The organism is Geodermatophilus sp. SYSU D00703 (assembly GCF_054050155.1).
The window spans coordinates 212,389-225,362 of the sequence record NZ_JBJGYU010000001.1 but is presented as its reverse complement, the minus strand read 5'-3'; the positions used below and the strand labels follow the sequence as shown (position 1 = coordinate 225,362).

General features: G+C 75.3%; 14 protein-coding genes. 6 read left to right on the top strand and 8 right to left on the bottom strand.

The features are described from left to right. Positions 1 to 46: 46 nt before the first annotated feature. The gene (locus tag ACI782_RS01135) at positions 47 to 1,264 is read right to left on the bottom strand and encodes an ABC transporter permease (RefSeq protein WP_456905221.1); all 1,218 of its coding nucleotides are present in this window, start codon (positions 1,262 to 1,264) and stop codon (positions 47 to 49) included. After that, a complete protein-coding gene (locus ACI782_RS01130) occupies positions 1,261 to 2,181 on the bottom strand; it encodes an ABC transporter ATP-binding protein (RefSeq protein ID WP_456905219.1) in 921 nt (306 codons plus the stop codon). Before ACI782_RS01130 ends, ACI782_RS01135 begins: the two co-directional genes overlap by 4 nt. Positions 2,182 to 2,269: 88 nt before the next feature. Between ACI782_RS01130 and ACI782_RS01125 the strand changes: the two genes are divergently transcribed. After that, positions 2,270 to 2,938, top strand: a complete 669-nt coding sequence (locus ACI782_RS01125) for a UdgX family uracil-DNA binding protein (RefSeq protein ID WP_456905217.1) — start codon at positions 2,270 to 2,272, stop codon at positions 2,936 to 2,938. Between the two features lie 36 nt (positions 2,939 to 2,974). Here the strand turns inward: ACI782_RS01125 and ACI782_RS01120 are convergent, their stop codons facing one another. Together ACI782_RS01120 and pdxH are read right to left on the bottom strand one after the other, a co-directional pair. Continuing rightward, on the bottom strand, positions 2,975 to 4,393 hold the full coding sequence (locus ACI782_RS01120; protein WP_456905215.1) for an MFS transporter: 1,419 nt from the start codon (positions 4,391 to 4,393) through the stop codon (positions 2,975 to 2,977). Then, positions 4,390 to 5,043, bottom strand: a complete 654-nt coding sequence (pdxH, locus tag ACI782_RS01115) for a pyridoxamine 5'-phosphate oxidase (RefSeq protein WP_456905213.1) — start codon at positions 5,041 to 5,043, stop codon at positions 4,390 to 4,392. The genes ACI782_RS01120 and pdxH overlap by 4 nt, the downstream gene beginning before the upstream one ends. Before the next feature lie 146 nt (positions 5,044 to 5,189). Here pdxH and ACI782_RS01110 point away from each other — a divergent pair, with 146 nt between their 5' ends. From ACI782_RS01110 to ACI782_RS01095, 4 genes are all read left to right on the top strand, one after another. Continuing rightward, complete coding sequence (locus ACI782_RS01110; RefSeq protein WP_456905211.1) at positions 5,190 to 6,320, top strand: citrate synthase 2; 1,131 nt, start codon at positions 5,190 to 5,192, stop codon at positions 6,318 to 6,320. Between the two features lie 99 nt (positions 6,321 to 6,419). Then, positions 6,420 to 7,532, top strand: coding sequence for a phosphoserine transaminase (gene serC, locus ACI782_RS01105; protein ID WP_456905209.1), 1,113 nt, complete (start codon positions 6,420 to 6,422; stop codon positions 7,530 to 7,532). Between the two features lie 187 nt (positions 7,533 to 7,719). Continuing rightward, positions 7,720 to 8,646: a septation protein SepH gene (sepH, locus tag ACI782_RS01100; RefSeq protein ID WP_456905207.1), complete on the top strand. Its 927-nt coding sequence runs from the start codon at positions 7,720 to 7,722 to the stop codon at positions 8,644 to 8,646. A 54-nt stretch (positions 8,647 to 8,700) separates the two neighbouring features. After that, positions 8,701 to 9,174 carry a general stress protein gene (locus ACI782_RS01095; RefSeq protein WP_456905205.1) on the top strand — a complete coding sequence of 158 codons (474 nt, stop codon included), beginning with the start codon at positions 8,701 to 8,703 and terminating at the stop codon, positions 9,172 to 9,174. Between the two features lie 57 nt (positions 9,175 to 9,231). Here ACI782_RS01095 and ACI782_RS01090 read toward each other — a convergent pair whose 3' ends face one another. Both ACI782_RS01090 and ACI782_RS01085 read right to left on the bottom strand, forming a co-directional pair. Beyond that, a complete protein-coding gene (locus tag ACI782_RS01090) occupies positions 9,232 to 10,041 on the bottom strand; it encodes a TrmH family RNA methyltransferase (protein WP_456905203.1) in 810 nt (269 codons plus the stop codon). Between the two features lie 29 nt (positions 10,042 to 10,070). Next, positions 10,071 to 10,898, bottom strand: a complete 828-nt coding sequence (locus ACI782_RS01085) for a thioesterase family protein (protein ID WP_456905200.1) — start codon at positions 10,896 to 10,898, stop codon at positions 10,071 to 10,073. Positions 10,899 to 10,926: 28 nt separating this feature from the next. On the opposite strand from ACI782_RS01085, the gene ACI782_RS01080 reads away from it, so the two are divergent. Further along, on the top strand, positions 10,927 to 11,889 hold the full coding sequence (locus ACI782_RS01080) for an aldo/keto reductase (RefSeq protein ID WP_456905198.1): 963 nt from the start codon (positions 10,927 to 10,929) through the stop codon (positions 11,887 to 11,889). A gap of 64 nt (positions 11,890 to 11,953) precedes the next feature. Here the strand turns inward: ACI782_RS01080 and thpR are convergent, their stop codons facing one another. Next, positions 11,954 to 12,499 (bottom strand): RNA 2',3'-cyclic phosphodiesterase, encoded by a 546-nt coding sequence (gene thpR / locus ACI782_RS01075; protein ID WP_456906103.1) that lies wholly within the window; start codon positions 12,497 to 12,499, stop codon positions 11,954 to 11,956. Positions 12,500 to 12,531: 32 nt separating this feature from the next. Beyond that, positions 12,532 to 12,927, bottom strand: a complete 396-nt coding sequence (locus ACI782_RS01070) for a hypothetical protein (RefSeq protein ID WP_456906119.1) — start codon at positions 12,925 to 12,927, stop codon at positions 12,532 to 12,534. Positions 12,928 to 12,974 lie beyond the last annotated feature (47 nt).

Sequence of the window (12,974 nt, the reverse complement as noted above, 5' to 3'; positions counted from 1 at the left end):
GGGGTGAGCGGGACGCAACCGAGGCGCGGCCCGCCCACCGGGTCCTTCAGGCGCCTCCGGCCCGCAGCGCCTCCCGGATCCTGGTCCTGCCGCTGGTGCGCAGCAGCGCACCGGCGTAGACCCGGCCGCCCAGCCGCACGATCAGCGCGATCGCCACGAGCATGAGGACGACGGCCAGCGCGACCTCCCAGGCCGCGGCCTCCCCCGCCGCCTGCCGCACCGGCATGACCAGCGGGGACAGGCCCGGCACGTAGGAGGTCACCGTGGCCAGGGTGCTGGTCGGGTCGCCCGCGGCCTGGATGGCGACGATGAACCCCACCACCAGCAGGATCGTCGTCGGCGTGAGCACGCTGCCGAGGTCCTCCTGGCGGCTGACCAGGGACGCCGCGACGGCGAACACCGACGCGTAGAACGCGTAGCCGAGGACGAACCAGGCGACCACGGTGAGCACGGTGCTGATCAGCTCGCCGGGCACCGCGACGACGTCGAAGGCCAGCGCCGCACCGACCCCCACGACCCCGATGACGACGATCTGGCCCAGCCCGAGCACGCCCAGGCCGATGATCTTGCCCGCGAGCAGCTGCCAGGGCCGCATGGTGGCCAGCAGGAGCTCCACCACCCGGCTGGACTTCTCCTCGACCACGCCCTGCGCCACGAACTGCGCGAACAGGATCAACAGGCCGTAGAGGACCGCCACGCCGATGACCGCCACGACCACCTGCTGGCCGTCGTCGGCCGCGTCGCCGAGCGGCGTGACCGCGACCTCGGGCAGGGACTGCAGGTCGACGCCTGCCTCCAGCAGCCGGTCGGAGATCGCCACGTTGCTGACCGCGCTGCTGACGACGGCCTCCATCGTCGCGTCGCGCTCCTCGACCAGCAGCTCGGGCGCGGTGCCGGTGCCGTCGACCAGCGCCCCGTCGACCTCGCCGTCCTCGACGGCGGCCCGTGCGGCGGCCTGGTCGGGGTACTCGACGATCTCGACGTCCACGCCGACGGCCTCGCCCTGCGCCTGGATCGCGGGGCCGAGCTGGCCGGTGCTGCCGACGATGCCCAGCCGCCCCTCGGCGTTGCCGGAGTTGACGACCACCTGGAACGCCATCACGCCGATCAGCAGCACGATGATCACGATCGAGCTGATGATGAAGTTCTTGTCGCGGATGCGGCTGGAGACCTCGCGGCCGGCGACCAGCCGCACCAGGCCGGCGCTCGACGGCGTGCGCGGCTCGATCGCCGTGTCCACCGGTGACCTCCCGAACTCGGTCACGCGGCCACGTCCTCGCCCCGCGGCGCCGGATCGGCCACGGCCTCGCGGAACAGCTCGACGAGGGTGGGCTCCCGCCAGGCGAAGTGGGTGACCCGGCCGGTGCGCAGCGCCGTGGCGAGCACCGCCTGGTCGTCACCGCCGCCGTTCAGCTCGAGCAGGGTGTCCCCGGCCTGCTGGGAGACCACCCGCACGCCGGGCAGCCCGGCCGCCCAGCCCTGCGGCGCGTCCGGGGCGACCACCCGCAGCAGGCGGCCGGCCTCCCGACGGCGCAGCTCGGCGACCGTGCCCGAGGCGACCATGTGCCCGCGGGCGAGGATCCCGACCGAGTCGCACAGCCGCTCCACGAGGTCCAGCTGGTGGCTGGAGAAGACGACCGGGACACCATCGCGGACCTGCTCGAGCAGCGCCTCGGCCAGGGCGTCGACGCCGACCGGGTCCAGGCCGGAGAAGGGCTCGTCGAGGATGAGCACCTCCGGCCGGCTGACGAGGGCCGCGGCCAGCTGGACCCGCTGCTGGTTGCCCAGCGACAGCTTCTCGACCTGGTCACGGCGTCGCGGGCCCAGTCCCAGCCGCTCGGCCCAGTGCTCGGCGGCGTGCGCGGCCGCGGGGGCGTCCAGGCCGTGCAACCGCGCGAAGTAGGCCAGCTGCTCGCCGACCCGCATCTTCGGGTAGAGGCCGCGCTCCTCGGGCATGTAGCCGATCCGCCGGCGGACCGCCTGGTCCAGCGGCCGGCCCCGCCAGCGCACCTCCCCGGCATCCGCCCGGGCCAGGCCCATGGCGATCCGCATCGTGGTCGTCTTGCCTGCGCCGTTGGCCCCGCAGAAGCCGAACATCGAGCCCGGTGCGACGGTGAACGACACCCCCTCGAGCACCCGGTGCGACCCGTAGGCCTTGACCAGGCCGTCGAACTCCAGCACCCGTACTCCTCCGATCCCCGTTCGTCCGCCCCGACCGTAACGGCCGGTCCCCCTCGCGCCGGGCGCGCCACTGGGGTGTCATTCGGACATGAGCCAGGAGAACGCCCTCGCACAGCCGCCGACCGGGGTCGGGCTGGCCGGTCTGCGCACCGCCGCGGCCGGGTGCAAGGCGTGCGAGCTGTGGCAGGGCACCACGCAGACGGTCTTCGGGGAGGGGCCGGAGACCGCCCGGATCGTCTTCGTCGGCGAGCAGCCCGGCGACCAGGAGGACCGCAAGGGCGAGCCGTTCGTCGGGCCCGCCGGGCGGCTGCTGGACAAGGCGCTCAGCGACGCCGGCATCGACCGCCGCGACGCGTACGTCACCAACGCGGTCAAGCACTTCCGGTTCACGCAGAAGGGCAAGCGGCGGATCCACCAGACCCCGGGACCGGAGCACCTGCGCGCCTGCCGGCCGTGGCTGGAGGCCGAGTTCGCCGTCCTCCAGCCCGAGGTGGTCGTCTGCCTGGGCGCGACGGCGGCCAAGGCGCTGATCTCGCCGTCGTTCCGGATCACCAAGGACCGCGGGCAGCTGATCCCCTGGACGGCGCCCGGCGTGGCCGCCGACCCGGCCGACGACGACGAGGACGCCCCGCACCAGACCTGGATGCTGGCCACCACGCACCCGTCCGCGGTCCTGCGGACGCCGGACGAGGCCCGGGACGCCGCCTACGACGCCCTCGTCGCCGACCTCCGGGTGGTCGCCGGCGCGCTGGCCTGAGGAAGGACCCTGCTCAGCGGAACGGCGCGGGGCCGGTCATGAAGGACCCGGTCCCGGCCGGTCGTCGTCACTCCCGGGGGCGGGCGAGGCCGGCCGGGACGCCGCCGGCACGGTCGCGTACGTGGACCGCGAGGCCCGGAAGTGCCAGAACGACGGCACGACCAGGGCCACGACCACCATCGCGACCACGACGACGATGCCGCCGGAGACCATCGCGGTCGTCACCCCGGCCGCGCTCGCGATCGCCCCGGCGCGGAGGTCGCCCAGCCGCGGGCCGCCGGTGACGACGACGATGAAGACGCCCTGCATCCGGCCCCGCATGTGCTCGGGCGCGGCCAGTTGCAGCATCGACGAGCGCAGGACGGCGCTGACCATGTCCCCCGCGCCGGCGACCGCGAGGCAGAGCACCGCCAGCCACAGCGTCGGCGCGAACCCGAAACCGATGATCGCCACGCCCCAGACCGCGATGGCCGCCAGCACCACCGCGCCCTGCCGGTCGACGCGCGACACCCACCCCGACGTCAGCCCCATGAGCAGCGCGCCGATCGAGACGCCGGCGAACAGCCAGCCCAGGCTGTTGGGCGAGCCGGCGTACCGCCCCTCCGACAGCTCCGGGAACACCGCCTGCGGCCAGGCGAAGAGCATCGCGATGACGTCGACCACGAAGGTCATCAGCAGCACCGGCTGGGTGCGCAGGAAGGCGAACCCCTCGCCCACCCCGCGCACGGCGGAGCCCAGCCGCAGCGGTCCGGCGTCCTGCCCCGGCGGCAGCGGCGGCAGCCCGCGCAGCAGCAGCACCGCGACGACGAAGCCCAGCGCGTCGACGGTGTAGGTGATCGGCAGGTCCCCGACCGCGATGAGGACCCCGGCCAGCAGCGGCCCGACGATCACCCCGACCTGCCGCACGGTCATCGCCAGCGCGTTGGCCGCCGGGACGCCCTCGGGCCCCACGATCGCCGGGATGACCGCGCTGCGCGTGGGCTGGTTGACCGCCGTGAACCCGGACACGCACGCGGTGAGCACCCACAGCACCGCGAGGTGCCCGCCGCCGGGCAGCAGCGCCTGGACGGCGAGCAGCGCGCTGGTCACCGCCGACCCGACGCCGGTGACCAGCATGAGCCGCCGGCGGTCCATGGAGTCGGCGATCGCCCCGCCGAGCAGGCCGAAGACGATCAGCGGCACCAGCGCGACGACGGACGTCACCCCGACCAGCAGGGACGAGCCGGTCAGGGCGTAGACCTGGTACGGGACGGCGACCAGCGTCATCTGCTGGCCGAGCATCGTCGCCGTGACGCCCCAGAACAGCCGGCGGTAGTCGGGGTTGCGCAGCGGGGTGGTGTCGATCGCCCAGGCGCGGCGGCTCCTCGGCTCGACCGGCACCGGCTCCTCGACCGGACCGCCCCCCTCGACGGGGTCGACCGGCCACTGCTGGGGGTCGCCCCCGGGACCGCTCACGGCGCGAGCCGCTGGACCACCCAGCCCCCTCCCTCCTCGTCGTCGCGCACGAACCGGATCCGGTCGTGCAGCCGGTCGGCCCCGCCCTGCCAGAACTCCACGCGCTCGGGCACCACCCGGTACCCGCCCCAGACCTCCGGCCGCGGCAGCCGGCCCTCGGTCTCGGCGTCCAGCCGGCGCAGCCGCTCCTCGAGCTCCTCGCGGGAGTCGACGACGGTCGACTGGATCGACGCGACCGCGGCCAGCTGGGCGCCGCGCGGCCGCGGGTCCCACAGGTCGTCGGAGGCGCGGCCGCCGATGCGCTCCACCCGGCCGGTCACCCGCACCTGCCGCTGCAGCGCGTGCCAGGGGAAGACCAGGGCCGCCCGCGGGTTCACCGCCAGCTGGGCGCCCTTCGCCGAGGCGTAGCTGGTGCCGAAGACGAAGCCGTACTCGTCGTAGCCCTTGACCAGCACGATCCGCGCGTCGGGGGCGCCGTCGGCATCGGCCGTGGCCACCACGACGGCGTTGGGCTCGGGCAGTTCGGCGGCGACGGCGTCGGCGAACCAGCGGTCGAACTGCTCCACCCACGTGGGGGCCAGGTCGGACTCGCGCAGGCCCCGGGTCTCGTAGTCCCTGCGCATGCGGGAGAGGTCGGGCACGACCTCCATGCTGTCACCGGCCGTTCCGGCAGGCGCGCACGGTGCGAACACCCTCCCCGGCTGTCCCGGGCGTGTCGGCACGGCCTAGGGTCTGGGCGCAGTCGTGTGCCCATCGGCGATGGGTCACGAGTCCCGCGCGCAGAGGAGCATGCGAGATGGCCGACGACTTCAAGCCGGGACTGGAGGGCGTCATCGCCTTCGAGACCGAGATCGCCGAACCGGACAAGGACGGCGGCGCGCTCCGCTATCGCGGCGTCGACATCGAGGACCTCGTCGGCACGGTCACCTTCGGCAACGTGTGGGCGCTGCTGGTCGACGGCAAGTTCGGCCCCGGGCTGCCCCCGGCCGAGCCGTTCCCCATCCCCGTGCACACCGGTGACGTCCGCGTCGACGTGCAGGCCGCGCTGGCCATGCTCGCCCCGGTCTGGGGCTACCAGCCGCTGCTGGACATCAGCGCCGAGGAGGCCCGCGACGAGCTGGCCCGCGCCGCGGTGATGGCGCTCTCCTACGTCGCGCAGTCCGCCCGCGGCATCGGCGTCCCCGCCGTGCCGCAGAAGCGCATCGACGAGGCCTCGACGATCGTCGAGCGGTTCATGGTCCGCTGGCGCGGCGAGCCCGACCCCCGCCACGTCGCCGCCGTCGACGCCTACTGGACGTCGGCCGCCGAGCACGGCATGAACGCCTCCACCTTCACCGCCCGGGTCATCGCCTCGACCGGCGCCGACGTGGCCGCCGCCCTCTCCGGCGCGATCGGCGCCATGTCCGGCCCGCTGCACGGGGGCGCGCCCTCCCGCGTGCTGCACATGCTCGACGGCGTGGAGCAGGAGGGGGACGCCGAGAAGTACGTCAAGGCCCTCCTCGACCGCGGCGAGCGGCTGATGGGCTTCGGCCACCGCGTCTACCGCGCCGAGGACCCCCGCGCCCGCGTGCTGCGCAGGGCCGCCGAGCAGCTGGGTGCGCCGCGCTTCGAGGCCGCGCGCGCTCTCGAGCAGGCCGCGCTCGCCGAGCTGCGCGAGCGCCGTCCGGACCGGCCGATCGAGACCAACGTGGAGTTCTGGGCGGCGATCGTCCTCGACTTCGCCGAGGTGCCGGCCCACATGTTCACGTCGATGTTCACCTGTGCCCGCACCGCCGGCTGGTGCGCGCACATCCTGGAGCAGAAGAACACCGGCCGCCTGGTGCGCCCCTCGGCGCGCTACGTCGGCCCGGCGCCGCGCCGTCCCGAGGAGGTCGAGGGCTGGGACACCATCCAGACCAAGGCCGTCGACCAGCCCGCGCCGGCCTGACAGAGGACCTCCCTGCCCCCGTCGCTCGCGAGCTCGCGGCGGGCCCCTGCAGGGAGGCCGCCCACACTCCCCACCCCGCGTAGAAGGCAGTTGCCCCGGATGAGCATCTCCATCCCCGCCGACCTCCTGCCCGCTGACGGCCGCTTCGGCTGCGGCCCGTCCAAGGTCCGTCCCGAGGCGTTGCAGGCGCTGGCTGACAGCGGCGCCACCCTCATGGGGACCTCCCACCGCCAGGCCCCCGTCAAGGGCCTGGTCCGTCAGGTGCGCGAGGGGCTGACCGAGCTGTTCGACCTGCCGGACGGCTACGAGGTCGTCCTGGGCAACGGCGGCACGACGGCGTTCTGGGACGCGGCGATCATCGGGCTGATCCGGGAGCGCAGCGCCCACGGCACCTACGGCGAGTTCTCCGCGAAGTTCGCCTCCGGTGTGGCCGAGGCCCCCTTCCTGGCCGACCCGGTCATCGCGAAGGCCGACCCCGGGTCGCTGGCACTGCCGAAGGCCACCGACGGCGTCGACGTGTACGCGTGGGCGCACAACGAGACCTCCACCGGCGTGATGGCCCCGGTGCAGCGCCCGGCCGGCACCGACGACGCGCTCGTGCTGATCGACGCGACCAGCGGCGCGGGCGGGCTGCCCGTCGACGTCTCCCAGACCGACGTCTACTACTTCGCCCCGCAGAAGTGCTTCGCCGCCGACGGCGGGCTGTGGGTCGCCCTCATGTCCGGCGACGCACTGGAGCGGGTCAGCGAGATCAAGGCCTCCGGCCGCTGGGTCCCCGGCTTCCTCGACCTGTCGATCGCCATCGACAACTCGGGCAAGGACCAGACCTACAACACCCCGGCGGTCGCGACGCTGTTCCTGCTGGCCGACCAGATCCGGTGGCTGCTGTCCCTCGGCGGCCTCTCCGGCGCCGTGGCCCGTACCCAGGAGTCCGCGCGCCGCCTCTACGGCTGGGCCGAGCAGTCGGAGTACGCCACGCCGTTCGTCACCGACCCCGACCAGCGCTCCTTCGTCGTCGGCACGGTGGACTTCGCCGAGTCGGTCGACGCGGCCCAGGTCGCGAAGGTGCTGCGGGCCAACGGCGTCGTCGACGTCGAGCCCTACCGCAAGCTGGGCCGCAACCAGCTGCGGGTGGGCATGTTCCCCGCCGTCGACCCGGACGACGTCAGCGCGCTGACCGCCTGCATCGACTTCGTCGTCGGCAAGCTCTGAGCGGGCCAGCGGAGGGTGAGGGTGCAGGAAACTGCGCCCTCACCCTCCGCTGCGCCCGCGCGGTACCTGCGCCACGCCGGGCGAGCCTGCCGCCTCCTCCACGCCCGCGCGGATAGCCTCGGGACCCGGAGCCGTCTCTCCCGGGCCGGCCCCGTCCCGACCCGTGCAGACCACCAGGAGGCCGCCCATGCGCACGCTGCGGCTCGTGGCGCTCTCCGACGACGGGAAGAGCCTGGTGCTGGCCCTCGACGGCGCCGAGCCCGGTGAGGAGGGCGAGCGGTTCGAGCTGCCCATCGACGAGCGGGTCCGCGCCGCCGCCCGCGGCGACGCCCGCCGGCTGGGCCAGATCGACGTCGAGATCGGCGTGTCCCTGCCCCCGAGGGTCATCCAGGCCCGCATCCGTGCCGGGGAGACCCCGGAGCAGGTCGCGCAGGCCTCGGGCATCCGGGTCGAGCGGATCATGCGGTTCGCCCATCCGGTGTTGCAGGAGCGGGAGCGGGTGGCCGAGCAGGCCCGCGAGGCCCGCGTCCGGCTCTCCGACGGCACGCCGGCGGTCCCCCTCCAGCAGTTCATGTCCGAGCGGCTGCGGCTGCTCGGCGCCGACCTGGACGCCGTTCGCTGGGACGCCTTCCGCTCCTCCGACGGCACCTGGCAGGTCACCGCCGCCTGGCAGGCCGGCGCCAAGTCCGGCGTCACGCGCTGGGCCTACGACATCCCGGCGCGCACCGTCACGCCCGTCGACGCCGCCACCACCGACTTCTCCGAGGGCACCCGCCTGGTCCGGGTCGTCCCGGACGTGCCGGCCGAGCGCGCCGCCCCGGTGCGCGGTGGGCCGGTCGCCGTCGTCCCCGACGACGACGGGGTCGCCGCTCCGGCCTCCTCCTCCCGGCTGGCGTCGGACGAGGACGCCGATGGCGACGAGCACGTGCGCCCGGTCCTGCCGCAGGACGCCCGCACCGGGGAGCGGCGCGGCGACCCGGCGTTCGACGACGACATCGCCGAGCACGACACCGTCGTCCTGGGCCGCCCGGGTGGGGGTGACGAGGACGAGGACCCGCGCGCCCGCATCCCGGCCTGGGAGGACATCGTCTTCGGGGTCCGCCGCCACCGCTGACCCGCCACGGAACAGGGCCGACGCGTCCCCCGTTCCCCAGACAGGAGGTGCGCCATGTCGGCTTCGGTGTCCATGCCGCTCGGCGGCGTCCAGGTGGGGTCCTACGACAGCTACCAGCAGGCGCAGGCTGCCGTCGACTACCTGGCCGACGAGAAGTTCGCGGTCGAGAACGTCACGATCATCGGCTCGGACCTCAAGCAGGTCGAGCGGGTGACCGGGCGGCTGAGCTGGGGCCGGGCGATCGCCGCGGGCGCCGCGGCCGGCGCCTGGTGGGGACTGTTCGTGGGCCTGCTGCTCGGCATCTTCGCCCCGAGCGGCACCAGCTGGGTCGGCTCGGTGCTGACCGGCCTGCTCATCGGCCTGGCCTTCGGCGCGCTGTTCGGCGCCGTGGGCTACGCGGCCACCCGCGGACGGCGGGACTTCACCAGCACCAGCGCGATCGTCGCCGGCCGCTACGACGTGATGTGCAACCCCGCCCGGGCGGAGGAGGCCCGCGCGCTGCTGGCCCGCTTCTCCCTGCGGGGTTGACGGCCCCCGTGCAGGCTCCCGCCGCGAGCTCGCGAGCGGGGGGCACGGGGTCCTTCCTCAGCGCAGCGCGGCGAAGGCGACCGCCGCGGCGGCGGCGACGCCGAGGGAGTCCACGCCGGCCCGCATCGGGATCCGCGCCCGCACCCGCGCGGCCCGCTGCGCCTCCGGGGTCAGCCCCGGCCCCTCCGCGCCCAGCAGCACCGCCGTGCGGGGGTGGGCGCGGGGGTCGACGTCGGCGAGGTCCACCGCGTCCGGCGCCGGCGTGAGCGCGACCGTCAGGTAGCCGGCGTCGTGCAGCCGCGCCAGCCCGCCCGGCCAGTCGGGCAGGACGGCGAACGGCAGCGCGAGCACGTGCCCCATGGAGACCCGCACCGAGCGCCGGTACAGCGGGTCGGCGCAGCGCGGGTCCAGCAGCAGCCCGTCGACCCCCAGGGCCACCGCCGACCGCGCGATCGAGCCCAGGTTCTCCGCGTCGTTGAGCCCCTCGAGCACGGCCAGCCGGCGCGGCGCGGCCGGGTCCGGACCGGCCAGCAGCGCGTCGAGGTCGGCCGGCGGACGACGGTCGGCCGAGGCGAGCACGCCGCGGGTCAGCCGGAAGCCGATCACCTCCGACAGCACCCACTTGTCCGCCTCGTAGGCGGGCACGCCCTCGGGCAGGTCCAGTGCCGCCACCCGGCCCGGCACGCCGAAGACCGCCCGCACGCGGTACGGCGAGACCAGCAGCCGCTCCACGGCCGGGACCCCCTCCACGATCACCGGCCCGGTCCCCCGCTCGGTGCCCGGACGGCGGTCCCCGGACTTGAGGTCCCGGAAGTCGGCCACCCGCTCGTCGGCGGGGTCGGTGATCAGCACGGGCACGACGTCCATCCTCGCAAGCGCCCAGCGCCTACCCGCGGTCAGCGCGGCAGGCGGGCCAGCTGCCTGCTCTGCGCGACCAGCCGACCGGTGGCGTCCCAGATGCGGTAGTCCTCGTCGAGCCAGCCGCCGGCGACCTCGCTCGCCCGGGCCTCCACCAGGCACCACCCCGGCGCCGGCAGCGCGCGCACCAGCGCCTGCAGCTGCACCGTCGGTGCCCACCCGATCCGGCCCAGGGCCCAGCTGGTCGGCGGGAGGACGTCGGCGAAGAGCAGCAGCGCGAGCGGGTCGGGTTCGCGACCGTCGGCCAGGCGCACCCACCCGCGCACCACCGGCTCGGTGCCGGGGCTCCCCGTCGCCCAGCCCGCGGTGACCGGGTCCAGCCGGGTGTGCACCCGCGAGCGCAGACCCACCTGCGGCAGCCGTGCCGCCGCGGCCGCGTCGTCGTCCACGGCGGGCAGGCACCGCTCCACGGGCGTGGCCTCCGGCGGCGGGGCGGCGGAGTACGCCGGCGGCTCGTCGGTGAGCGTCGCCGTCGTCGCCTGGACCGACAGCGTCGGGCCGTCGGCGCCGGCGAGGACCACCGCGGCGTGCGCCAGTGTGCGGCCCGTCGGCCCGGGGGTGACCGCGAGCGAGACGCGGCCGGGAGCGGTGGCCCGCAGGAAGCTCGCCGACAGCGCCACCGGGTGCGGGTGCGGGCTGTCAGCCAGCGCCGCCCGCGCGACCACGGCGAGCAGGTAGCCGCCGTTGAGCACACCGGGACCGACGTCCCACCCGGGGTCGAGCTCGGCGACCAGTCCCTCGCCCTCGACGCGGGTGACGGCGGTGGCGGCGTCGAACCGGGAGGGCCCGGGGTCGGTCTGCGGCACGGTCCCGAGACTGCCAGGGTGGTCCCCCGTGGAGTACACGCACCTGGGACGCAGCGGCCTGTCGGTCTCCCGCCTCTGCCTCGGGACCATGAACTTCGGCTGGAAGACCGCCGAGCCGGACGCGCACGCGATCATGGACCGGGCGCACGCCGCCGGGGTCAACTTCTTCGACACCGCGAACACCTACGGATTCGACGCCGGCAAGGGTCGCACCGAGGAGGTCCTCGGCACCTGGTTCGCCCAGGGGAACCGGCGGCGCGAGAAGACCGTGCTCGCCACCAAGGTGTACGGCTCGATGACCGACTGGCCCAACGACACCTTCCTCTCCGCCCGCAACCTCGTGCGCTCCTGCGAGGCCTCGCTGCGGCGGATGCGGACCGACTGGATCGACCTCTACCAGTTCCACCACGTCGACCTCGCCACGCCGTGGGAGGAGATCTGGCAGGCCTGCGAGACCCTCGTCGCCCAGGGCAAGGTCCTCTACGTCGGCTCGTCGAACCACGCCGCCTGGCAGATCGCGGCCGCGAACGAGGCGGCGGCCCGGCGGCACTCCCTCGGCCTCGTCAGCGAGCAGTCCCACTACAACCTGCTCACCCGGCACGTCGAGCTCGAGGTGCTGCCCGCGGCCGAGCACTACGGCGTCGGGATCATCCCGTGGAGTCCGCTGGCGGGCGGTCTGCTGGCCGGCGTCCTCGCCCAGGAGGGCGGCGACCGCCGGCGGTCCCGCGAGGAGCGCATCGAGCGGCACCGGCCGGCGCTGCAGGCCTACGAGGACGCCTGCCGGGAGTGGGGCCTGGCGCCGGCGGACGTCGGCGTCGCCTGGCTGCTGCACCGGCCGGCGGTCACCGCGCCCATCGTCGGCCCGCGCACGATGGAGCAGTTCGAGGGGTCGCTCACGGCGCTGGAGGTCTCCCTCGACGAGGCGCAGCTGGCCCGCCTCGACGAGGTCTTCCCCGGGTACCGGCCGGCGCCCCTGGAGTACGCCTGGTGAAGGACCCCGCTGCCCTCCGCCCACTCCCAGGCTCGCAGCGGGCCCCTGCAGCAGGACCGTTCCATCACCTCACCACCGGCCAGGCCGCCCGGCGGTCGTAGCGGGGCGTGGGCCCGAGGTGGCTCTCCCACAGCTCCACCTCGGTCACCGGCCAGCTCGGGCCGCGGTAGTCGGCCAACCGGTCGGGCAGGTCGCCGTCGCCGGGGTGGCCGGGACGCCAGCGGCCGAGGGTCAGGTGAGCCCGGAACGGCCGGTCCTCGACCGGCAGCCGCAACCGCCGTGCCACGCGGGCCAGCCGGCCGGCCAGGGCGCTGAGCACCTCGCCGTCCCCGGCGACGCCGGCCCAGCACACCGAGGGACGGCGGCGCGAGCCGAACCGGCCGCCTCCGGCCAGGCGCAGCGTGAGCGGGGGCGTGGCCGCCACGGCGGGGCCGGCTGCCTCGACCAGGGGCGCCACGGTCTCCTCGGGGACGCTGCCGAGGAACAGCAGGGTCAGGTGCCAGCGCTCGGGGACGGTCCAGCGCGGCCCGCCCGGCAACGCGCGCAGCGGCTCGAGCGCATCGTCCAGGTCGGCGCGCGCCGCGGGCGGCGGCGTGACGGCGAAGAACAGCCGGTGTCCCCGCGGTGCGGCGTCCGCGGTGCTCAGCGGCGGACCACCAGTCCGGCGTCGGCGAGGGCGGTCTGCAGGCGCAGCCGCTCCGCGTCCCGGGCCGCCCCGGGGGGCCGCTCGGTCAGCGCGTGCGGCACCTCGAGGACCCGCGCGGCCTCGACCAGGACGTCGTCGTAGGCCGCCTGCAGGCCGCGCCGCCGGGCCATCGGCGCACCGGCGGGCACCCGGGACAGCTGGCCGGCCAGCCGGCGCAGGTCGGCGGCGACCACCTCGATCGGGCGGGAGGACGGCGCCGGCTCCTCCCGCGGCGATCGGCGCACCGGCAGCCGTGCGGACCCGAACACCAACCGGGCGAGCCACCCCAGCAGGGCCACCGCCCCGACCACCCCGGCGACGATCGACCCGAGGTGGAGCAGCTGTGCAGCCATGCCGCCTCCGCGGACGACTCGACGGGCGCGTGGCGACACCGTACGTC